Genomic DNA, 21,029 nt, shown 5'->3' on the forward strand with positions numbered 1-21,029 from the left:
ATAGTGCTGAACTGCAGCCAGCCTGACGGAATATGGGTGCTTCATTTTAACCTCCGGATTCTGGATTGTTTGTCCAGGATCCGGGGTTCAGTGCAGCCAGGCGTCCTCTGCTCGGTCGCCGCACCAGGGTGCTGCAACTGCCTCCGCACATAGCGAACGAAAGTCGCTCTGCGCTTAACTGAGCAGCATTACGCCATTTATGGCGACCAGCTACCAAACTTCTGTTTGTCTTAAATAACAGATGGTTAATTTCCATCAACTACACTCTCCTGAGCAAAAACCGTCTCAGGAGAGAGAATGAACAACCTGCTACAGGAAAAAATTGGCCAGAACATCCTGGTAAAACTGGCGATGCTGGTGATTATTCTGGCGGGCATTCGCGCCGCCTCGGACATTCTGGTGCCCTTCTTACTGGCCAGCTTCCTGGCAATCGTGCTCAATCCGCTGGTGACGATGTTGATGCGGCGCGGCGTCAAACGTGGCCTGGCGATTACCTTGGTGATCAGCGTGATTTTTATCGTCGTGCTGTTACTCATCGCTGTACTCGCCAGCTCAGCCAGTGATTTCAGTGATACCTATCCGCAAATCCGCGCCATGCTGGAGCAGAAGCTGGCGGTGGTGCAACATTTTGCCGCGCGTTTTCATATCAACATCTCTACCGAAGCGCTGGCGGCACGCCTCGATCCCAACGTGGTGATGGACATGGCCACATCGGTGTTGAAACAACTGTCCGGCGCGATGACCAACGTGCTGCTGCTGATTCTCACCGTGGTATTTATGCTGTTTGAGGTGCGCCATCTGCCGTACAAAATGCGTAACGCGATGGTCAATCCGCAGATCCGCATCGCCGGTCTGCATCGCGCGTTGAAAGGCGTGACGCATTATCTGGCGCTAAAAACCTTGGTGAGTTTGATTACCGGCGTGGCCGTTTGGCTGTCGCTGCTGCTGCTCGGCGTGAAGTTCGCGCTGTTCTGGGGCGTGGTGGCGTTCATCCTTAATTTCATCCCGAATATCGGGCCAATCATCGCCGGCATCCCGCCGTTTATTCAGGCGCTGGTACTGAATAATATTTATGACGCCATGCTGGTGGCGGCACTGTTCAGCGCGATTCACATGGTGTTCGGCAATATGCTGGAGCCCAGATTGATGGGGCGCGGGCTGGGACTCTCGACGCTGGTGGTGTTTCTGTCGTTGATTTTCTGGGGCTGGTTGCTGGGTCCGGTCGGCATGTTGCTGTCGGTGCCACTCACCAGCGTGACCAAGATTTTGATGGAAACCACGCCGGGCGGCAGCCGATTGGCAATTATGTTGGGTAATGGGCGGCCGGGTAAACGGGCGCGGTAACAGCCAGGTCGCCATGAATGGCGACCCTACGCCGCTTATTGAAACACGCTGTTATCGGTAATTGCCTGCACATCGACTTTGTTTGGCAGGATGTTTAACTCGCTGAACAAGTCCGACACCTTCTGCACCTTCGCCACATCATCCGGCGTTACGCCACGCACGCCGTGGGAAATACGCGCAGTAATCTGCTGCGCGTCCGCCGGTTGCAGGCGCGTTAACTGCGCATACACCTCGTTATACTGCTGCGGATGCGCCAACGCCCACTCACGCGCTTTGGCCAAACGATGGGTGAAATCCGCAATCGCCGCGCGCTTGGCGGGATCGTCGAGCGAGCTTTGCGTGGCGGTGACAAACGACAGCGCGGTCGTCAGCCCTTTGCCGTCACGCAGCAGACGCGCGCCATGCTTTTCCGCAATGCCTAAATAGGGATCGAAGGTCGCCCACGCGGCAATCTGCCCGGAGTTAAACGCGGCGCTCGCGTCGGTCGGCAACACAAATCGCACCGGCACCGTATCACGCGGCACTTTCGCCTCTTCCAGCGCTTCATACAGCAAGTGCTGCGAGATGCTGCCACGCGCCGACGAGACGACAACCTGCTTGCCGGCCAGATCCTTCACGCTGTGGATCGGCGAGTCGGCGGGCACGATCAGCCCATTCGAACCGGCATCTCCCACGTTGGTGGCGATGATCTTCAGCGGTACGCCGCCCGACGCCGCCATCAGCACCGGCAAATCACCCGCGTACGAGGTGTCCACCGCACCGGCACGCTGCGCTTCAAACAGCGGCGCCGCGCCCTGGAAATTCGCCCAGCGATATTGATAAGGCGCGTCTTTCATCACATCTGCCGCTTCAATCAGCGAACGCAGATTGCGCGCCTGATCGCCCAGCACCAGCGTGACTTTACTTAAATCAGGTGCCGCCTGACTACCAAACGCCGCGCACAGCAGCAGCGCAGAAACTACCGGTTTCAGCCATTTCATTGGGAGATTCTCAAAGTGCGTTGCGGTTGAGCTGGCGGATGTAGGCATCCCAATGCAGCTGATATTTGCGCTGGCGAATGCTGTTATCAAACGCCTGCGCGGCTTTCTCGGAAACGGCATCTGGCAGAATAATCAGATCCGCGCCGCCCGATTGTGCCGCCAGTTGGGCCTGGCAGGCGCGCTCAAGGTAATAGAGGTTGTAGAAGGCTTCTTCAATGCTGCCGCCGCTGGTCAGCAGGCCGTGATTGCGCAGGATCAGCGCGTTGAGATCGCCAAGATCGGCGACGATGCGCTGCTGCTCGTCGAGATCCAGCGCGATACCTTCGTAATCGTGATAACCGAGGCGATTATGGAAACGGGTGCTGTGTTGCGAAATCATCAGCAGGCCGTTTCGCTGCGCCGAAACGCCAATGCCCGCGGCGGTATGCGTATGCAGCACCGCATGGGCATCGGGCCGCGCGCGGTGAATCGCACTGTGAATAACAAATCCGGCAAGGTTAATTCCTAGCCCGGTTGGGTCGTCAATAATATTGCCGTCGATGTCGATTTTCACCAGTGTTTCCGCCTGGATTTCATCGAAGGTTTGCCCGAAAGCGTTGATAAGAAAGTGCGGCTTATCGCCCGGTACGCGCAGGGAAAAATGGGTGTAAATATGGTCGGTCCAGCGCAGCTTGGCCGCCAGATGGTAAGCCTGTGCCAGCTTAGTACGCGCCTGCCATTCGCCTTCGCTGATGCGCTGCCGTAACGATGTGACATCCAGGGTTTCAGTGCTCATTTCCGCTCCTCATTTCAGGTCAATGTGCTTACCTAACATCGTGGCATAGCGTTTTTGCCGCTGGGAAATGCCAATAACGGCAAAACATTGTCAGTAAACGCAAAGTGAGATTGATCATTGACCTGTATCAGACCGGTTTATTCTTAAATCGCTACCCTACACAGCCCTGTGAAAATGGTATGCTGCTGACGCCGCAACCGCAGCTTATGCGCGGCGTAAACCCACCGAGGATTGTCTGGTGCCACTAAAAAAACGACATCACGATTTTGGCTGGCTCTTAATTGTCTGCGCCGGGTTGTTACCCTTGGTGCTCGGCATCCTTTGTACGGCCATCGAAGCGCGCCATACCGTCCACCAACAGCAGATTTCCACCGCCAATACCTTGCTCACTCAGGCTGAAAAGATGAGTGATAACGCATGGGATATGATCACTGAGCTGCGTCAGTATCACTATCAACCTTGCGCACAAATCGAAGATCAGCTGCAGCGCGCCGGCACGCTCAATCCCTATTTTCGATCCATTGGTATGCTGAAAGGCGGTGACATCAGCTGCTCGTCCGCCTTTGGCCTGAAACACGGCACATTAACGGAAATGATGCTGCAGCCGCCGCCGACGACCGGCAAAGCCTGGTGGAGTATTTCGGTGCGCGGCACTTACGGCGTCCAGAATCGTCCTGCCGTGGTGTTTGTGCGCCAACTCCCCGACACCAGCGGTTTTTGGGCGGTCATCGATGGCCAATATCTGATGGACTTTATGAACGCTATCGGCGGATCGCGTGGCTACCAAATGAGCCTGCAATTTAGCGGCGGTGCGGTGATTGCCAGCGGACAGAATGACATGCGGCCGAAGCTGTACATGAAAAGTGAAGCTTTTCAGGCCGACTCCAGCCGCTATCCCATCACCGTTAGTGTGACGGTTCCGGCTTCTGAGTTGCTGAAAGCCTGGCGTCAGGCGCTGTTCATCTTCCTGCCGATGGCTGCGATTTTCTCGATTCTGTTGATGATCCTCACCGCCAACTGGCTGCGTCGCCGAATTTCCTGGCACGATGAGATTGGCCGCGCCATCCGCGCGCGTCAGTTCTCGGTGCACTATCAGCCGGTTTACAGCAACACATTGCACGCCTGTGCCGGCGCCGAAGCCTTGCTGCGCTGGCAACGGCCCAACGGTGACATGATTCGTCCGGATATCTTTATCAGCGCTGCTGAAGCCGAAGGCATGATTGTGCCGCTGACGCAGCATTTGCTGGAGTTGATGGCGGAAGATATTCAGGACTGGCAGGTCGAACCCGGTTTTCACATTGGGCTGAATCTGGCAGCGGAACATCTGCAACATGCCGATTTCGTGACAGACATTGAGCTATTTGCTGAGCGCATCAAAGATAAACAGATGTGTATTACTCTGGAGCTGACCGAACGCAGCCTGATTGAAGACGGTGAAATGGTGGCGCGTAAACTGCGCCATTTGCGCGCGCAGGGCATGAAAGTCGCGATTGATGATTTCGGTACCGGACACTGCTCGCTGACCTATCTGCTCACCTTCCCATTGGATTATCTGAAAATCGATCGCGGCTTTATTAACGCGATTGAAGGCCTCGACGTCGAAACGCCGGTGTTGGATGCGATTATTAATCTGTGCCACAAGCTGGAACTGGATGTACTCGGCGAAGGCGTAGAGACCGCAACACAATTTGAGTACCTTCGGCAGCGTGGTGTGATATTTATTCAGGGCTACTATTATGCCCGTCCGCTGGATAATGATCGGCTGCGTGCCTGGCTCAGCGAGCAAGGGCACAAGCCACTTCTCGTTGAGGAACATCATGAGCCTGAACTGCATCATTCTTGATGATTATCAGAACGTCGCCCAGTCACTTGCCGATTGGGCGTCTCTCGCCCCGCTGGTTAACACCATTTCCCTGACTGAACATTTCGCCGACCAGGATCAACTGGTTAAACACATCGCCCACGCCGACATTCTGGTGGTGATGCGCGAACGCACGCCGCTCAGCGCCGAGCTGATTGGCCGCTTGCCCAATCTGAAAATGGTAGTCACTTCCGGCATGCGTAATGCCTCCATGGATTTAGATGCCTGCGCAGAGCGCTATATCGCGGTATGTGGCACCGCCAGCAGCAGTGCGGCACCGCTGGAACTGACGTGGGGATTATTGCTTGGGCTGGCGCGCCATATCGTGCCGGAGAATCAAGCGCTGCGCAGCAACGGCGCGTGGCAGCACACCTTAGGCATGAGTCTGCAGGGCAAAACGCTGGGATTACTCGGACTGGGTAAAATTGGTGGTGAGATGGCAAAAGTGGCGCAGGCGTTTGGCATGCATGTGTGTGCGTGGAGCCAGAATTTAACCGCCGAACGCGCCGCCGAGTGTGGTGTAGAACGCTTGCCCTCGCTGGAAGCGCTGCTCAACAGCAGCGATGTGGTGTCGATTCATCTGGTATTGAGCGAACGCTCACGCCATTTGATCGATGCGGCGGCGCTGGCGCAGATGAAGCCTGGTGCGCTACTGATTAACACTTCGCGTGCCGGGATTGTTGAGCAACAGGCGATGATCGCCGCGCTGCAATCGGGTCAGCTAGCCGGTGCAGGATTGGATGTGTTTGAACAGGAGCCGCTTCCTGCGGATCATCCGTTGCGTCTGCTGCCGAATGTGCTGGCGACGCCGCATCTCGGCTATGTTGCCGACAGCAATTATCACACCTACTTTACGCAGGCGGTGGAAGATATTCAGGGATGGTTGACCGGTGCGCCGCTGCGCTCGTTACTCTGAACGGCCTGCGCGGCGTTTTTCAGCAATACGCAGCGCCACTTCAAGGCTGTCTTCCGCCAGCGCGCCATTCGGCAAATCGCGCTGGGCGTTAAGACGTTGATTAATGCGCTCCAGCGTCGGCGTTAACTGCCCCACTAATTGCTGATATTCATCAAGCTGCGTGATGGGTTGGTTACGCGCGATGCTGGTTTGTGTCAGCCGTTGCAGCTGACGAAAGCTCTCAATCGCCTGGCTGGAGAGTAATCCGGCCTGGCGCCAGCTTTTCAGGCGTTGCAGCAGTTCATCGGGTTGTTGCGCCAATAATGCCAGCTGCGCATCGGCTCGTTCGCCACAGTTAATCCACTCAATCGAGGTACTGGAAACGGCAGCCGCACGCGGTGCCGCAGGCACAAGATTGATAAGATTCCTTTCTACACTGTCGATCATCGACAGCCAGGGATTCTTAAAAGACTGGGCGTTTTTCCTCGACATGAACACTCCACCAAAGCACGGCGGCAGAGTATTACTGAATGCTTACAAACTGGCAAGCGGTGCTTACCGCCTCGCTTAATGGTAAGTTTTTCTTATTTATTTGCGCAACAATCAGGTATGGCAATAAAGCCGCGGCATACCAGAATAATTGATTATTTGATCGCCGTTCGGGAGTTGATACATCTGATAAAAATCATTATTAGCTTCGCGCCCTGAAGTGAAAAGAACCTGTGCTGCCAGCGCTGCAGGCACCGTATCGTTGGCCATAATCTGCACCTGATGCGTATTCACCAGCATAAAATCACCCTGCCGATGCCAGCTGTAATCTGATACCCGATTTAATTGATAATGACGATCGCGGAGCGTGATGGTGCCGGTCAGAATTGAACTGCCGCTGCCATCAGCTTTAAAGCGATTCCGCACCGTGGCATTTATCACGCCACCTGGCTGCGCTTCATTCTGAATACGATAGGGAAATTCACACCATTCCGGTACCGGTTCGGCTGGACGTACCAGCAACACCAGTGCCCAAGGCAAGATAAAAGCAACAAAGAGGGCAACAGCCAGAAGTGATTTACGCATCCGGTAATTCCTGAGCAGATACCATCCACGACAGACATTCATTGTTCTTTTGCGACATCGGTCGCGCGCAGAGAAATGCGCTGGTAAACACGCGGGTACGCGAACGATTGATATAAAGCAAAGGCGGTGTCGATCCATCCGCCAGACGCGGCTTTAAATCGCGAAAGCGGCGCAGGGCATCCTGAACCACAAAAGAGTTTGGCAATAGGCTTTCGGCGATAAACACCTGCGTTCGCGCCTCCTGACCATAGGATTTGTAATCAGTGCCTTCATGTCCCGCTGGTGCTAACTCGTGTCGTGCAACCAGTGCAAGCATCACATTGAGCAGCAAAAAACCGGCCAGCACTCCGCGCAGCAACCAGGATTTTTTCTTAGCGACAACAGGATTAGCTTGCGGTGCAGGCTGAATGTTCACCGGCATCTCAGGCTCTGATTTCACAGACAGCGTGTCGTTGCAGGGTTCAACATCAACCTGCTCCGCCAGCACGCAGCCAATTAGCGGCACCTGGTGAATCAAGGCGCCTGGCGCGTGGGCATGTAGCGCCAGGCGATTGATCTCGGCAATGGTCGTAGTGAGGCGATCGGCAAAGGGCACATCAGAAGGTTCCCGTTGGAACAGCACATGCAGCGCCTGATTACGTACCAGTTTCCCCTGCGCATTAAGCACGCGGCGTAATACTGCGCATTGAAGCGTACTCAACGCAACACGTTGTGTTGAGGCATTCAGCGGATAAAACACCTGTTGTTCGGCATCAAAACAGAGACTTTTGGCATACAAAACATAACGCGCCATGCGAATCCTGATTTCCAAAAAAGCAATTGGCGTAAGTATAAGTAGTTTAACCATTAGGCGCACGCTAACCGCAGAGTGTGATGTTATTTTCCTGCCTTTTTTTGACGCGTTTAAGCATGAATAAAGCCGTATCATTAGCTAAAAAATAGCCAGTTAATGGTGAAAACATGACAAATATCACACTAAATCGGTATACTCTGTCGCGGTTGGCAATCATTACCCCCCTAATAATTGCCCGGCAGGCCAGGGAAAAACGTTATTTCCCGGCTATGCTTTAATTTTCTCAACGCCGCGGACTGTTGGCATTTATTGAGTCCGCAGCGTTGAGGATTTTTCGAATTCCAATACAGGGTATCTGCATGAAACTACGTAGGAAGCGTGTAAAACCTATCGGGATTGATGATGTCACGATTATCGATGACTCCCGTTTACGTAAAGCCATTACCGCAGCCTCGCTGGGCAACGCGATGGAATGGTTTGATTTTGGTGTTTATGGCTTTGTGGCTTATGCGCTGGGTAAAGTGTTCTTCCCGGATGCTTCACCAAGTGTACAGATGATTGCTGCACTGGGTACGTTCTCAGTTCCGTTCCTGATTCGTCCACTCGGTGGTTTGTTCTTTGGCATGTTGGGCGATAAATATGGTCGCCAGAAAATCCTCTCTATCACCATTGTCATCATGTCGATCAGTACTTTCTGTATTGGCTTGATACCCTCTTATGCCTCGATTGGTATCTGGGCACCGATCCTGCTGCTGTTGGCAAAAATGGCGCAAGGCTTCTCGGTCGGCGGTGAATATACCGGCGCATCGATCTTCGTTGCCGAGTACTCGCCTGACCGTAAGCGCGGCTTTATGGGCAGCTGGCTCGACTTCGGTTCGATTGCCGGCTTCGTGCTCGGTGCGGGCGTTGTAGTACTGATCTCCACCATCATCGGTGAAGAGAAGTTCCTCGAGTGGGGCTGGCGCATTCCGTTCTTTATCGCGCTGCCGCTGGGCATCATTGGTTTGTATCTGCGCCATGCGCTGGAAGAAACGCCGGCGTTCCAGCAGCACGTTGAGAAACTGGAACAGGGCGACCGTGAAGGACTGCGCGATGGCCCGAAAGTGTCGTTTAAAGAGATTGCGACCAAACACTGGAAAAGCCTGTTGGCTTGTATCGGTCTGGTGATTGCCACCAACGTGACCTACTACATGCTGCTGACCTACATGCCGAGTTATCTGTCGCATAACCTGCACTACTCGGAAGATCACGGCGTGTTAATCATTATCGCCATCATGATGGGTATGCTGTTTGTGCAACCAGTGATGGGTATGCTGAGTGACCGTTTTGGCCGTCGTCCGTTTATCATCATTGGTTCTATCGCGCTGTTTGCCTTCGCGATTCCGTCCTTTATGTTGATCAACAGCGGCGTGTTGGGCCTGATTTTTGCCGGTCTGCTGCTGATGGCGGTGATTCTTAATGCCTTTACCGGTGTAATGGCATCGTCGCTACCTGCGATGTTCCCAACCCACATTCGCTACAGCGCGTTAGCAAGTGCCTTTAATATCTCGGTGCTGATTGCCGGTTTAACGCCGACACTCGCCGCGTATTTAGTCGAAGCCACTAACAATCTGTATATGCCGGCTTACTACCTGATGGTTGTCGCGGTGATTGGTTTGATTACCGGTATCTACATGAAAGAGACCGCTAACAAGCCGCTGCGTGGTGCTACTCCGGCTGCGTCGGATCTCGAAGAAGCGCGTGAAATCCTGCAGGAGCATCACGACAACATCGAGCAGAAAATCGAAGATATTGATGACGAGATCGCCAAGCTTGAGGCGAAACGTAAAAACCTGGTGCAGCAGCACCCGGACATCAACGAGTAATCTTCCCCCGCTCCCGCCGCCGCCCGGCGGGAGTTTTCGTTTCCGCACACAATCCTTCATCCGCAGCGCCGAAAAGGGGTAAACTATTGCCACTTTTTTAACCTGCATAAGTTGTAAAGCATGTCTGAATTTAATCTGATCCAGCGCCCAAGAAGGCTGCGCAAAAGCGCGTCAATGCGCGAAATGTTCCAGGAATCCAACCTCAGCATCAACGATCTGGCGCTGCCGATCTTCGTTGAAGAAGGCGTGGACGATTACGTGCCAATTAACGCCATGCCGGGCGTGGTGCGTATTCCAGAAAAACGTTTGGCGTATGAGATCGAACGTATTGCTAAAGCGGGTATTCGTTCGGTGATGACCTTCGGCATTTCCCACCATACCGATGCCACCGGCAGCGATGCCTGGAACGAAAACGGTTTGGTGGCGCGTATGTCGCGTATCTGCAAAGACACCGTGCCAGAAATGATCGTGATGTCTGATACCTGTTTCTGCGAATACACCAGCCACGGCCATTGCGGCGTGCTGTGCGATCACGGCGTCGATAACGACCAAACGCTGATTAATCTCGGTAAGCAAGCCGTGGTGGCAGCGCAAGCCGGCGCCGACTTTATCGCCCCTTCTGCCGCGATGGATGGCCAGGTGAAAGCCATTCGCCAGGCGCTCGACGCCGCAGGTTTCACCGACACCGCTATCATGTCGTATTCGACCAAGTTCGCCTCCTCCTTCTACGGCCCGTTCCGTGAAGCAGCAGGCACCGCGCTGAAAGGCGATCGTAAGACTTATCAGATGAATCCAATGAACCGCCGTGAAGCGCTGCGCGAGTCGCTGCTTGATGAAGCGGAAGGCGCAGATTCACTGATGGTGAAACCAGCGGGTGCTTACCTCGATATCCTGCGCGATATCCGCGAACGCACCACGTTGCCACTGGCGGCGTACCAGGTAAGCGGTGAGTACGCGATGATCAAATTCGCCGCGCAGGCGGGTGCCATCGACGAACGTAATGTGGTTCTGGAAAGCCTGGGCGCGATTAAACGTGCCGGTGCCGATCTCATTTTCAGCTATTTTGCCCTTGATCTCGCCGAGCAAAAAGTGCTCTGATTATCGTTACGCTTGGCATCGGACATCGCATCCCGTTGCCAGGCGCTTTCAGCCTTTATGGCACCAACACCAGTGTTTCAGTAATTCCATAATTAATAAGAGTAACGCGATGAAAGCACCTGCACTGCCTGCGGACGAGTCACATCGTCTGGCCCAGTTACGTGCGCTCAACATTCTGCACACGCCGGCAGAAGAGCGTTTCGACCGATTAACCCGCCTTGCCCGTCGTTTGTTTGGCGTGCCCGTCGCGCTGGTCAGCCTGCTGGAAGAGGACCATCAGTGGTTCAAATCAGCGGCCGGTTACGCTGCTGCAACCGCACCACGTAATACCTCATTTTGTGGCCATGCAATCCTGCAAGATGATGTGATGGTGGTTGAAAACGCGCTAGAAGACGAACGTTTCCACGACAACCCGTTGGTGAGCGGCGAAAACAGCCCAGTGCGTTTTTACGCCGGGTGTCCACTGCGCACGCCCGCCGGAGCCAAAATCGGCACGCTGTGTATTATCGATCACCATGCGCGCCAGTTTGATGCCGACGATATTCATACACTGCGCGATTTGGCCGCAATGGCTGAAGCGGAGCTGGTGGCTTTCCAGACCGCAACGTCCGATGAACTGACGCAAATCACCAATCGCCGCGGCTTTATGACGCTCGGCCAGCTGGCGCTGAATGAGTGCCAGGTGAAGCAGTTACCCGCCAGCCTGACGTTCCTCGATCTCGATCGCTTTAAAGCCATTAACGATACGCTCGGCCATCGCGAAGGCGACCGCGCACTGATGGATTTTGCCGATGCCATGAAGGTAAGTTTCCGCCATGCGGATATCTTTGCCCGTTTGGGTGGCGATGAGTTTGTGGTGCTGTTTAACGGCTTGCAGCTCGCCGATGCCGAAGGCGTGTTGGCGCGCTTTGATGGTTTCCTGCAACAGCAAACCCAGAATCTTGAGCGGCGTTACGCCCTGCACTTCTCATCGGGCATTGTTGAGTTCGATCCTGACCATCCGCAATCGCTGGAACAACTGCTGGAAGGTAGCGACGAACGGATGTACGCCGCTAAGAATGGGAAAAAGAAGCTGAGTTGATGTTGGTCGCCATGAATGGCGACCCTACAGTTAATTACCAGCTAAATCCGCGATTAATGTCTGATTAAACTTCTGCGGCTCTTCCATTTGCGGCGCGTGGCCCATGCCGGGGAATTCGATTAAGCGTGCGCCAGGAATCAGCTGCGCCACCTGCTTGCCCAGCACGTTGTAATGTCCGAGTTTTGCTTTCACGTCCGGCGGCGCGATATCGCTGCCAATCGCCGTGGTATCAGCGGTACCGATCATTAAGGTGGTTGGCACGCGCAGATCTTTAAATTCGTAATAAACCGGCTGCGTGAAAATCATGTCGTAGATTAACGCCGAGTTCCACGCCACTTTCTTGTGGCCCGGTCCGCTGTTCAGTCCGGCCAGCATATCGACCCATTTGTCATATTCCGGCTTCCACTGGCCGCTGTAATAAGTCTGTTGTTCATACTTTTTGATACCCGCCGCATCCAGCTTGAGTTCACGTTGATACCACTGATCCACCGATCGCCACGGCGCGCCTTTGGCCTTCCAGTCTTCTAAACCAATGGGATTGACCAGCACCAGCTTCTGCGTTTGCTGTGGATACATCAGCGCATAGCGCGTCGCCAGCATGCCGCCGGTGGAATGCCCAACAATAATGACATTGTCGATACCCAGCTGCTGCAACAGCTGATGGGTGTTCTGCGCCAGTTGCTGGAAGGTGTATTGATAGTTAGCTGGTTTGGTAGAGCTACAGAAGCCAATCTGATCCGGCGCAATCACCCGATAACCTTTCTGGCTCAGCGCTTTGATGGTGTCATCCCAGGTTGCGCCACAGAAGTTCTTGCCGTGCATCAGCACCACGGTTTTGCCGTTGGCCTGCTGCGTAGGTTTGACATCCATATAACCCATGCTCAGCGCTTGCTGCTGCGAGGAGAAGTTAAAGTGCTGCAGCGGATAGGGATTGTTGAAGCCTTCCAACTGCTCGCCATACACATTGGCGGCAATCGCTGGGGCGGTACTACAGATCGCCATTGATGCCAGAATAACGGCAAGTGACTGTTTTGGCTTGAAACGAAAATCCATAGCGCCATTCCTCAAGAGTGAAAACCTTCAGTCTGGCACGTTAATTCGCGTTAAGTATTGATGAAGTGTGCCGCCAAAAAGCACGCCGTTTACTATTAAGCATCTCAATGCGATGAAAAATTTGAGTTAATAATAACGTCCGTTATTACGATAAATATTCAACACCATCACAACAAGAAAGCCTGTAAATTCACGAAAACCAAGACCGGTCTTGATGACAAATAACAAAATAGTTCAATAATCAGAAAACTTTACATTAATTGCAGATTGGAAAGATTAATTAAATTACACTCTGTGCGTGTTAATGGAGGACTATGATGACACAGCAAAAATACAATGAAGGGGTAATTGATTCGGTAACCGAATGGATTATGGCTAACCTGGATCAACGTTTAAGCATCGATGATATCGCACTGAAGTCCGGCTATTCTAAATGGTATTTACAGAAACTCTTCGCCCGCTATCACAATGAAACGCTGGCACGCTACATTCGTAAAAAGAAACTGGTTCACTGTATCAATGATTTAAAAGACAGCAATGCGCCGATTATCAGTCTGGCGGTTAAATACCATTTCGAAAGCCAGCAATCCTTTACCCGGTCGTTTAAGCATGTATTGGGCTGCACGCCGCTGTATTGCCGCAAGCGCCAGCTCGATGATGAAACCAAACAAGCAATGCGTGAAAGTAACGATCCCTGTGTGTTGTGTCGTCAAGCGGGTTTTGATGCCACAGAACGTGCTAAAGAGATTGTCACGCCGCTAGCGCGCAACGATAGATTTCTGCCCCGGATCAGTTGTGTGATGCGTTGATAAATAACTGATCTTTTATAAATGCCTTTTAACGTCAACAGACTTATTCATTTCAATTAAATGATCTATTTCATCAATGAAAAACGGATGGCGCACCATCCGTTTACTCATTTAGTAGTTCGATTTATTCGGCGCGATTAAACGCTTTTTAAAATGCGCGAGCCGATTATCCAGCGCATCGGTATAAAGCATGGTATCCACACCGACAGCAACAAAGTTTGCCCCCCAACTGATGGCGCGTTCTGCCATTTCAAGATTCACTGCCAGAAAACCGGCCGCTTTTCCTGCGCTGCGGATGCGTTTAATACTTTGCTCAATCACCTTCTGCACTTCAGGATGCGCTGCATTATCGGGATAACCTAATGAGGCCGATAAATCTGCCGGGCCAATAAATATCCCGTCAACGCCTTCAACTTCCAGTAACGCATCCAGATTATCAATCGCCGTTTTGCTTTCGGCCTGAATCAACAGGCACAACTCTTCATTGGCGCGCGCCATGTAATTTTCCACGCGTCCCCAACGCGCCGCCCGCGCCACGCCCGCTCCGACGCCGCGCGTACCGTAAGGCGGATAGCGCGTCGCCTGCACCAACGCTTTTGCCTGCTCGGCGCTATCGATCATCGGTACCAGCAAGGTGCGCGCACCGATATCCAGCACCTGCTTAATCAGTGCGGTCTGGAATTCAATCGGACGAATCACCGGCTGGCTGCGATAAGGTGCAACCGCCTGCAATTGATGATAGAGATCCTGCACGGTATTCGGGGCGTGTTCGCCATCAATCAGTAACCAGTCGTAGCCGCTGGTGGCGGCAATTTCGGCCAGATACGACGAGGTGCTGCTCAGCCACAAGCCAATCTGCGTTTCACCTTTAGCCAATCCGGCTTTGAAAGGATTTTTTAATGGGTCCTGCATAGCTTCTCCTTATTCAATGACTTGGCTGCTGAGAGTGCGGCAACTGACGCTCCACTTTCAGGCTGAGGATAATGAGTGAACCGATGGCGGCAATCAGCGCCAGCGCCAGCAATCCAGCGGCACTGCTGTTAAATTGCATCTCGGCATTTACGCGAATCAACGGCGCGAGGAAGCCACCCACAGCGCCAAACAAGTTGACGAAGCCGATGCCTGCCGCCAGCGCGGTACCAGAAAGCAGCTGCGTCGGCATGGTCCAGAACACCGGTTGCACGGCAATAAACCCCACCGCCGCGACGCTAAGCGCGATGATGGCCAACAGCGGCGAAACTAATCCGGACAAACCAATCCCGACAGCCGCCGCCAGCAAGGTGAACGCCGCCACCCGGCGACGCTCGCCACTGCGATCGGAATAGCGCGGAATCAGCCAGGTGCCAAACAGCGCGGCAACCCACGGAATCGCCGCCACCAGCGAGGCGAGGAAACCGACTTTGGTGCCCAACAGCGCCGCCACTTGCGATGGCAGGAAGAAGATCAGCCCATATACCGCAATTTGGATAGTCATGTAGATGATGGCGAGTTGCCAGACGCGACCATTGCGCAGCGCATCACGCAGATGTGACGTCGGCTTTTGCTGCTCTTCGCTGTCCAGCTGACGTTGCAGCGCCTGCTTCTCCTCTGCGCTGAGAAAACGCGCTTTTGCCGGCGTGTCGTCGATATAGCTGAAGGTGAAAACACCGGCCGCCACCGCCAGCAATCCTTCAATGATAAACATCCAGAACCAGCCGGGATGACCCAGTACGCCGTGCATTTCCAGCAGTGCGCCAGAAAGCGGTGAACCCAGCGTCAACGCCAGCGGCGCGCCCATATAGAACAGCCCCATTACGCTGGCGCGCTGCTGCTGCGGAAACCACAGCGAGGTGAGATAAATCATGCCGGGGAAGAAACCCGCCTCAGCGGCGCCGAGCAAGGTACGCACCAGCAGGAATTTAGCTTCGGTATCAGCAAACGCCATCGCCGCCGAAAGAAATCCCCACAGCAGCGTGGTGCCGCCAATCCAGCTGCGCGCGCCGAATCGCTTCATCAACAAATTGGCCGGTACGCCAAGCAGCGCGTACACCACAAAGAAGATTCCGGCACCTAACGCGTAAGCTTCATTACTCAGGCCGGTATCAAGTTGATACGCCTCTTTGGCAAAACCGATGTTGGCGCGGTCCAGAAACGCCAGCACGTAGAGCATCAACATGAAAGGAATAAGACGTGCGCGGTTCTTTTTAACCGCGCTTAACACCAGATTATCCATGGTAAAACCCTCACGCACGGCTGCGACGCGTCGTCGCAGCCGATGCGGTTAGTGTTGATAAGGACGCTTCAGTCCATCGCGATTCAGTTCCACGCCGAAGCCCGGTTTATCCAGCACCGATTTGTGCATGCGACCGTTAACCGGAACCGGTTCGTTGATCAGCAGCGGATCAAACTGCGGGCGCAGCGTGCTGCAATCCGGGCTGGTCATCAGGAATTCACTGAATGGGCTGTTGGTGAAGGTGATCACCGCATGATGCGAGTAAACTGAAGAGCCATGCGGCACCACCAACTGGCCGCGTGATTTCGCCAGCGCCGCTACCTCAACCAGCGTAGTCAGGCCGCCGCACCAACCCACGTCGGGCTGCAGAATATCGATGCCGGTTTCTGCCAGCGTGCGGAACGATTGCAGCGTGCCGTGATGTTCGCCGCTGGTGATCAACATGCCCTGCGGCGCTTGCTGTTTCAGCTGGGCGTAACCTTCGAACTGTTGCGGCGGCAAACACTCTTCCAGCCACTTGACGTTATAAGGCGCGCAGGCGTGTGCCAGTTTGGTGGCGAAATTGACGTCCTGACTCATCCAGCAATCGAGCATTAGCCAGAAATCCGGGCCGCAGGTTTCGCGATAGTGAGCGATGCGCGCTACCTCTTTACGGATGCCTTCATCGCCATCGTGCGGTCCCCACTGCACCGCCATTTTGCCGCCGATAAAGCCCATCTTCTGCGCCAGATCCGGACGCGCGCCGGTGGCGTAGAACTGCAGTTCATCGCGCACCGCGCCGCCCAGCAGTTTGTAGACCGGCAGATCGGTGACTTTGCCGAACAGATCCCATAGCGCCAAATCGACGCATGAAATGGTGTTCATCACTAACCCGCCCGATCCGGCGTAATACATGGTGGCGTTCATCATCTGGTCGTGAATCAGTTTGATATCGCTGACGCAGCGCCCTTCAAGAAAGCGGTTGAGATGCTTTTCCACGATGAAGCAGCCCATTTCACCACCGGTGGTAATGGCGAAACCGGTTTGGCCGTTATCGGCTTCAACTTCGACAATCAGCGTGCCTAACACATTGATGCCAAAGGATTGACGCGACTGCTCATACTGTTTGTATTTGCTCATTGGCGTGGCGACGTGGTCGTCAATCCAGTGATTAGCACCTTGATCGTGATAATCGCCGCCAGCCGCCGCTTTATCAGCAGTAGCGCCACCGGCAAAGTAGGCGCGAACAGTTTTAATTTTAGGTAGGGACATGCTCTTCTCCTGGTTACGAGGCGTGTTTTTCCGCCGGGCTACGCCAGCCCAGCAGACGGGAAATATCGCGGGCGCAGGCAATCACCTGACCAGCAAGGTAATCGCGTTTGTCGTCGTCAATCTCGAGTCGGGTACCCACCAGTGAAATGGCGGCAACTAATTGCTGGCGGGCATTGAAAATCGGCGCGGCAACGCAGCGCACATCGGGATAATCTTCACCGTTATCAAAGCTCCAGCCCTGACGGCGAATGCGTGCCAGCTCGGTGCGCAGCGCGTCGGCGTTGCGCAGCGAGGTTGGCGTCACCGCCACAAAGCGCATGTCGCTAATGATGCGTTCCTGCTCTTCAGGCCGTTGCCACGCCAGAAGACACTTGCCAATGCCCGAGCGATAGAGCGACAGGCTTTTCCCTTCGTGCGAGCGAACGCTGATGGTGGCGGCAGATTCGAGTTTGAGGATGTAACAGGCGTGGCCACCATCGAGGATGCCGAGGTGACACAGCAGATTGGTCTGCTGCATTAAGCGCGTCAGACGTGGACGCGCGATATCGCGGATATCCATGTGCTGCAACGCGTGGCCGGCAAACTCCACCAGCCGCGTCCACAGGCAGTAGTTGTTGTTGCGATCGATGGTGATCAGACGCTGTTTTTTCAGTTCAGCAAACAGCAGATAGGCGCTGCTTTTGGGAAGCGCCAGCGCTTCAATGATCTCGGCGGCGCTGCACGGTCCGTGCTGGGCAATAAAGTCGAGAATCGCAATGGCGCGCGTCAGCGCCGGGACAGGCGTAATTTCCAACATGCTGGACTCCAGTCTGATGATCTGGAGCGCAGTGTTGTGGTTTTAACCTCTAAGAAGTGTGCGCCGCTTCAAATTACGTGGCGCAAAGTGCGTTTGGCGGCAACGGGTATGCGGGAATGTGAATCGCGCCGCGCTACGAGTACAGCCGACTGTACTTGCAGCGCAGAATCAGGAAATTTAAGAGAAAATGTATTTGATGGCTGCAATGACCATCGTAGTGGCCATCACCATTAACAAACGCTTTATGCAGCGCATATCGGTTTTCAGGGCAGAGACATCGGCTTTGATAACCTCAATGTCTTTTTCAATGCGATCAAGGCGAGCTTCGACTCTGGTCAGGCGCACATCTAACGCTTTTATTTCACCACTTAGTCGAATATCCATATTAGTAATCCGAATATCCAGTTCTCGAATAGCCGTACTAAGCCGGTCATCCAGCTCTTTAATTGCAAGAGTAGACCGCAAATCCAGTTCTTTAATACTCCCTGTAATGCCTTCTCCGGCCTTCATCAAATCGGCACGAGATAACGCATTATCCTGCTGCATCTCGGTAAAGATCTCGACCATGGCTTCAGCCTGCTGGTCGCTGACGCCGGCCAACTGCAGTGCTTTAAAAGCTTTATGTGTATTCATCATCGCGAGTGTCATCCGTGAAGCTCCTGAGTTGAGGTGAGGCGTAAGCCGACATCTTGCTCAGCGAGCGATTGTTGCACCATGTGACTGTTGGTATTTTGCGCGGCGTTGCGAAAAATATCAATTAGTACAACAAGTAACGTACAGACGGATGCGGGGCATCTCGCAAAATTGGCGTCAGGATCTGCCGCGAAAAGTTTTGCGATATTGCAGCGGGGAGGTGTTGAGTTGCTTCTTGAAATGACGGCGCAGCATCAGCGGCGAGGAGAAGCCTGCTTTCTCGGCAATCAGTTCCACCGGCTGATCGGTTTTCTCGAGAAAACGCTGCGCCAGTGCCAGGCGCTGATTGACTAACCACGTGCTAAAACAGCCACCGGTCGTTTGATTGAAGCGCCGGGTAAAACTGCGGCGGCTCATCAAGGCTCTATCCGCCAGTTGTTCCAGCGTGAGCGCCTGCTGCAGGTTTTCTGTCGCCCAACTCAGCGCCGACATAAAACGATCCTTACCCGCCGAATGATAAACCGGCTGCTCAATATATTGCGCCTGCCCGCCCTGCCGATGCGGAGGCACCACCAGCATCCGTGCCACGCTGTTAGCCACATCGACACCGCACTGTTCGCGTACCAGATGCAGACAGCAATCAATGCTCGCCGCCGTACCTGCTGAGGTCACAATTTGACCTTCGTCGATATACAGCACGTCGCGGTCAATCGCCACATCCGGATAGAGTCGTTCGAAATCTGCCATCCAGCGCCAGTGCGTGGTGGCGCGGCGCTGACTTAATAATCCGGCGGCACCTAATACGAATGCACCAAGGCACAAACCCACCACCTGCGCACCGCGCTGCGCCGCCTGCTGCAAGGCGTGCAGCAATTCTGCCGGTGGGAGCATGTCAGGATCGCTCCAGCTTGGCACCACCACCATATCGACATCGGCCAGTTGATCTAAGCCGTGTTCGGCCAGAATGGAAAAGCCACTGTTGGTTTTTAACGGTCCGGGATGCGTGGCGCAGATCAGCAACTGATAGCACAACGCGCCGTCATCCTGAGCGGCCTTTTCGAACACCGCGCAGGGCACCGAAAGGTGGAAGGGAATGATGTCATCGAACACCACGATACCCACTTTGATGGGCGCAGCCGTGCCTGGCATTTTTGGCGCAAATTGAACGCTATTTGTCATCCGTTGTACTCCTTCACTTACGGCGAAATCGCCATACTGCACCACATCGGAGGCCGCGATGGCCTCTTCTTTCCGCTAAACCATCAAAGGATTATTACTCATGAAAAACATTTTCGCTTCAGGAACCTTAGCGCTGGCGATGGCGATTTCTGGCAATGCGTTCGCCGCCGAGACTAAGTCAGAAAAAGCACCAACCATCCGCACCATGAGCGGCGCCACTGCTACCACTTCACTTAACGCGAAGCAGACCGCGGTGATTGTCATCGATATCCAGAATGAATATTTCCCTGGCGGCAAAATGCCAATTCCTGATGGCATGCAGGCGCTGAACAACAGCAAACGTCTGGTGGCATTCGCGCATAAACACAATATGCCAGTGTTCTTTGTGCAGCATTTGGGTGAGGCGAATGGCCCGCTGTTTGCTAAAGGCAGCCGTTTCGCCGAGTTCCACAAGGATTTGCAGCCGGCTAAAGGTGACCGCGTGATCAGCAAAGCCACACCAAGTTCGTTTGTGGGCACAGACCTGCAGAAACAGCTGGATGCGCTGGGCATCAAACAGCTGATTGTCACTGGCCTGATGACGCATATGTGCGTGTCATCAACCGCACGTGATGCCGTGCCGCTGGGTTATTCGGTGATAATTCCGGAAGATGCCACCGCCACGCGTGATTTGGCGACCTGGGATAACAAAGTTGTCGATCACAAGGTGTTGCAGCAAGCCGCACTGGCGGGTGTGGCCGATGTGTTCGCAGAAATTAAAACCACCGATCAGGTGCTTGCACTGCCGGTGCAATAATCACTGCACCGGCTGGCCCGGTAGCAATTTCTCAGACATCAAACGGCGGCAGGAGAGATTTTCCTGCTGCGCTTGCTGCTGCTGTTCGGGCGACAAATCCTGCCACACCGCTTGCAGATGATCAGCCAAACCCTGTTGGAAATGAATCTTCTGCAATGCGTAATCTGAATTACTGCCTTCAATAATCTGCTGCATATCCTGCGCGGTATTGCCGCGTCCATCGTGAGTCAGCGTACAGAACATGGCGATGTAATAACCTTTATCCTCGTCGCTGTAATGCGGCATCAGCCACCAAACCGCAGCACTGATAATGATCAGCAACGGCACAATGAATTTGAGTTTTAACATGAATGGTTTATCCGCTGGAAAAAGGAAACGCGCGATAGTAACAGCATTCGGCTGGCCGCACATATTTTGCCGGTCGCATCCATAACGTAACCAGTTAACTGTGATCAGCTTCCGAGCAATTCATTTTGCCCGTCAAAATAAGACAGAACTTAAATAGCTCGACTAACAGGTCACTATAAGTTGCAA

At 53.9% G+C, this 21,029-nt stretch carries 21 protein-coding genes; 8 read left to right on the plus strand and 13 right to left on the minus strand.

The annotated features are described in order from the left end of the window. Positions 1-297: 297 nt before the first annotated feature. The gene (locus BM323_RS22980) at positions 298-1,344 is read left to right on the plus strand and encodes an AI-2E family transporter (RefSeq protein WP_008108172.1); all 1,047 of its coding nucleotides are present in this window, start codon (positions 298-300) and stop codon (positions 1,342-1,344) included. Positions 1,345-1,379: 35 nt separating this feature from the next. Here BM323_RS22980 and BM323_RS22985 read toward each other — a convergent pair whose 3' ends face one another. Both BM323_RS22985 and BM323_RS22990 read right to left on the minus strand, forming a co-directional pair. Further along, positions 1,380-2,324 (minus strand): ABC transporter substrate-binding protein, encoded by a 945-nt coding sequence (locus BM323_RS22985; RefSeq protein WP_008108171.1) that lies wholly within the window; start codon positions 2,322-2,324, stop codon positions 1,380-1,382. A 10-nt stretch (positions 2,325-2,334) separates the two neighbouring features. Continuing rightward, positions 2,335-3,099 (minus strand): class II aldolase/adducin family protein, encoded by a 765-nt coding sequence (locus BM323_RS22990; protein WP_008108170.1) that lies wholly within the window; start codon positions 3,097-3,099, stop codon positions 2,335-2,337. Between the two features lie 238 nt (positions 3,100-3,337). Here BM323_RS22990 and BM323_RS22995 point away from each other — a divergent pair, with 238 nt between their 5' ends. Together BM323_RS22995 and BM323_RS23000 are read left to right on the plus strand one after the other, a co-directional pair. After that, entirely contained in the window at positions 3,338-4,942 is a 1,605-nt protein-coding gene (locus BM323_RS22995) for an EAL domain-containing protein (RefSeq protein ID WP_008108169.1), read from the plus strand. After that, complete coding sequence (locus BM323_RS23000) at positions 4,917-5,876, plus strand: D-2-hydroxyacid dehydrogenase family protein (RefSeq protein ID WP_091004337.1); 960 nt, start codon at positions 4,917-4,919, stop codon at positions 5,874-5,876. Before BM323_RS22995 ends, BM323_RS23000 begins: the two co-directional genes overlap by 26 nt. Here BM323_RS23000 and BM323_RS23005 read toward each other — a convergent pair. The 3 genes from BM323_RS23005 to BM323_RS23015 form a co-directional block, all read right to left on the minus strand. Continuing rightward, positions 5,868-6,347, minus strand: a complete 480-nt coding sequence (locus tag BM323_RS23005; protein ID WP_008108167.1) for a hypothetical protein — start codon at positions 6,345-6,347, stop codon at positions 5,868-5,870. The two genes, BM323_RS23000 and BM323_RS23005, sit on opposite strands and share 9 nt — an antisense overlap. Positions 6,348-6,458: 111 nt before the next feature. Then, positions 6,459-6,971, minus strand: a complete 513-nt coding sequence (locus BM323_RS23010) for a hypothetical protein (protein WP_238541742.1) — start codon at positions 6,969-6,971, stop codon at positions 6,459-6,461. Further along, on the minus strand, positions 6,922-7,722 hold the full coding sequence (locus BM323_RS23015; protein WP_008108165.1) for a hypothetical protein: 801 nt from the start codon (positions 7,720-7,722) through the stop codon (positions 6,922-6,924). Before BM323_RS23015 ends, BM323_RS23010 begins: the two co-directional genes overlap by 50 nt. Before the next feature lie 359 nt (positions 7,723-8,081). Here BM323_RS23015 and proP point away from each other — a divergent pair, with 359 nt between their 5' ends. The 3 genes from proP to BM323_RS23030 all read left to right on the plus strand — a co-directional run bounded on the left by proP (position 8,082) and on the right by BM323_RS23030 (position 11,766). Next, a complete protein-coding gene (gene proP / locus BM323_RS23020) occupies positions 8,082-9,587 on the plus strand; it encodes a glycine betaine/L-proline transporter ProP (protein ID WP_008108164.1) in 1,506 nt (501 codons plus the stop codon). A 120-nt stretch (positions 9,588-9,707) separates the two neighbouring features. Then, positions 9,708-10,685, plus strand: coding sequence for a porphobilinogen synthase (gene hemB, locus BM323_RS23025; RefSeq protein WP_008108163.1), 978 nt, complete (start codon positions 9,708-9,710; stop codon positions 10,683-10,685). Between the two features lie 109 nt (positions 10,686-10,794). Continuing rightward, positions 10,795-11,766: a GGDEF domain-containing protein gene (locus BM323_RS23030; RefSeq protein ID WP_008108162.1), complete on the plus strand. Its 972-nt coding sequence runs from the start codon at positions 10,795-10,797 to the stop codon at positions 11,764-11,766. A 30-nt stretch (positions 11,767-11,796) separates the two neighbouring features. On the opposite strand, the gene BM323_RS23035 is transcribed toward BM323_RS23030, so the two are convergent. Further along, on the minus strand, positions 11,797-12,819 hold the full coding sequence (locus BM323_RS23035) for an alpha/beta fold hydrolase (protein ID WP_008108161.1): 1,023 nt from the start codon (positions 12,817-12,819) through the stop codon (positions 11,797-11,799). A gap of 317 nt (positions 12,820-13,136) precedes the next feature. Here BM323_RS23035 and BM323_RS23040 point away from each other — a divergent pair, with 317 nt between their 5' ends. Continuing rightward, positions 13,137-13,628: a helix-turn-helix domain-containing protein gene (locus BM323_RS23040; protein WP_008108160.1), complete on the plus strand. Its 492-nt coding sequence runs from the start codon at positions 13,137-13,139 to the stop codon at positions 13,626-13,628. A 111-nt stretch (positions 13,629-13,739) separates the two neighbouring features. On the opposite strand, the gene yfaU is transcribed toward BM323_RS23040, so the two are convergent. From yfaU to BM323_RS23070, 6 genes are all read right to left on the minus strand, one after another. After that, on the minus strand, positions 13,740-14,540 hold the full coding sequence (yfaU, locus tag BM323_RS23045) for a 2-keto-3-deoxy-L-rhamnonate aldolase (protein WP_008108159.1): 801 nt from the start codon (positions 14,538-14,540) through the stop codon (positions 13,740-13,742). Between the two features lie 13 nt (positions 14,541-14,553). Beyond that, on the minus strand, positions 14,554-15,840 hold the full coding sequence (locus BM323_RS23050) for an MFS transporter (protein ID WP_008108158.1): 1,287 nt from the start codon (positions 15,838-15,840) through the stop codon (positions 14,554-14,556). A 48-nt stretch (positions 15,841-15,888) separates the two neighbouring features. Then, positions 15,889-17,091 (minus strand): L-rhamnonate dehydratase, encoded by a 1,203-nt coding sequence (gene rhmD / locus BM323_RS23055; RefSeq protein WP_008108157.1) that lies wholly within the window; start codon positions 17,089-17,091, stop codon positions 15,889-15,891. 13 nt (positions 17,092-17,104) lie between these two features. Further along, positions 17,105-17,887, minus strand: coding sequence for an IclR family transcriptional regulator (locus BM323_RS23060; protein WP_008108156.1), 783 nt, complete (start codon positions 17,885-17,887; stop codon positions 17,105-17,107). Between the two features lie 177 nt (positions 17,888-18,064). After that, positions 18,065-18,535 carry a CCDC90 family protein gene (locus BM323_RS23065; RefSeq protein ID WP_008108155.1) on the minus strand — a complete coding sequence of 157 codons (471 nt, stop codon included), beginning with the start codon at positions 18,533-18,535 and terminating at the stop codon, positions 18,065-18,067. A 162-nt stretch (positions 18,536-18,697) separates the two neighbouring features. Next, entirely contained in the window at positions 18,698-19,699 is a 1,002-nt protein-coding gene (locus tag BM323_RS23070; RefSeq protein ID WP_008108154.1) for a GlxA family transcriptional regulator, read from the minus strand. Positions 19,700-19,799: 100 nt separating this feature from the next. Between BM323_RS23070 and BM323_RS23075 the strand changes: the two genes are divergently transcribed. Then, entirely contained in the window at positions 19,800-20,495 is a 696-nt protein-coding gene (locus BM323_RS23075) for a cysteine hydrolase family protein (RefSeq protein WP_008108153.1), read from the plus strand. On the opposite strand, the gene BM323_RS23080 is transcribed toward BM323_RS23075, so the two are convergent. Beyond that, positions 20,496-20,843 carry a hypothetical protein gene (locus BM323_RS23080; protein WP_008108152.1) on the minus strand — a complete coding sequence of 116 codons (348 nt, stop codon included), beginning with the start codon at positions 20,841-20,843 and terminating at the stop codon, positions 20,496-20,498. Positions 20,844-21,029 lie beyond the last annotated feature (186 nt).

Source organism: Pantoea sp. YR525 (assembly GCF_900116775.1).
In the GTDB taxonomy this organism is placed as follows: domain Bacteria; phylum Pseudomonadota; class Gammaproteobacteria; order Enterobacterales; family Enterobacteriaceae; genus Pantoea; species Pantoea symbiotica.

Coding starts and splice junctions, on each gene's coding strand:
- BM323_RS22985 (WP_008108171.1), bottom strand. CDS start 2,324: ATGAAATGGCTGAAACCGGTAGTTTCTGCGCTGCTGCTGTGCGCGGCG.
- BM323_RS23015 (WP_008108165.1), bottom strand. CDS start 7,722: ATGGCGCGTTATGTTTTGTATGCCAAAAGTCTCTGTTTTGATGCCGAA.
- BM323_RS23070 (WP_008108154.1), bottom strand. CDS start 19,699: ATGACAAATAGCGTTCAATTTGCGCCAAAAATGCCAGGCACGGCTGCG.
- BM323_RS23060 (WP_008108156.1), bottom strand. CDS start 17,887: ATGTTGGAAATTACGCCTGTCCCGGCGCTGACGCGCGCCATTGCGATT.
- hemB (WP_008108163.1), top strand. CDS start 9,708: ATGTCTGAATTTAATCTGATCCAGCGCCCAAGAAGGCTGCGCAAAAGC.
- BM323_RS23010 (WP_238541742.1), bottom strand. CDS start 6,971: ATGAATGTCTGTCGTGGATGGTATCTGCTCAGGAATTACCGGATGCGT.
- yfaU (WP_008108159.1), bottom strand. CDS start 14,540: ATGCAGGACCCATTAAAAAATCCTTTCAAAGCCGGATTGGCTAAAGGT.
- BM323_RS22980 (WP_008108172.1), top strand. CDS start 298: ATGAACAACCTGCTACAGGAAAAAATTGGCCAGAACATCCTGGTAAAA.
- BM323_RS23040 (WP_008108160.1), top strand. CDS start 13,137: ATGACACAGCAAAAATACAATGAAGGGGTAATTGATTCGGTAACCGAA.
- BM323_RS23000 (WP_091004337.1), top strand. CDS start 4,917: ATGAGCCTGAACTGCATCATTCTTGATGATTATCAGAACGTCGCCCAG.
- BM323_RS23030 (WP_008108162.1), top strand. CDS start 10,795: ATGAAAGCACCTGCACTGCCTGCGGACGAGTCACATCGTCTGGCCCAG.
- rhmD (WP_008108157.1), bottom strand. CDS start 17,091: ATGTCCCTACCTAAAATTAAAACTGTTCGCGCCTACTTTGCCGGTGGC.
- BM323_RS22990 (WP_008108170.1), bottom strand. CDS start 3,099: ATGAGCACTGAAACCCTGGATGTCACATCGTTACGGCAGCGCATCAGC.
- BM323_RS23005 (WP_008108167.1), bottom strand. CDS start 6,347: ATGTCGAGGAAAAACGCCCAGTCTTTTAAGAATCCCTGGCTGTCGATG.
- BM323_RS23050 (WP_008108158.1), bottom strand. CDS start 15,840: ATGGATAATCTGGTGTTAAGCGCGGTTAAAAAGAACCGCGCACGTCTT.
- BM323_RS23080 (WP_008108152.1), bottom strand. CDS start 20,843: ATGTTAAAACTCAAATTCATTGTGCCGTTGCTGATCATTATCAGTGCT.
- BM323_RS23035 (WP_008108161.1), bottom strand. CDS start 12,819: ATGGATTTTCGTTTCAAGCCAAAACAGTCACTTGCCGTTATTCTGGCA.
- proP (WP_008108164.1), top strand. CDS start 8,082: ATGAAACTACGTAGGAAGCGTGTAAAACCTATCGGGATTGATGATGTC.
- BM323_RS23075 (WP_008108153.1), top strand. CDS start 19,800: ATGAAAAACATTTTCGCTTCAGGAACCTTAGCGCTGGCGATGGCGATT.
- BM323_RS23065 (WP_008108155.1), bottom strand. CDS start 18,535: ATGACACTCGCGATGATGAATACACATAAAGCTTTTAAAGCACTGCAG.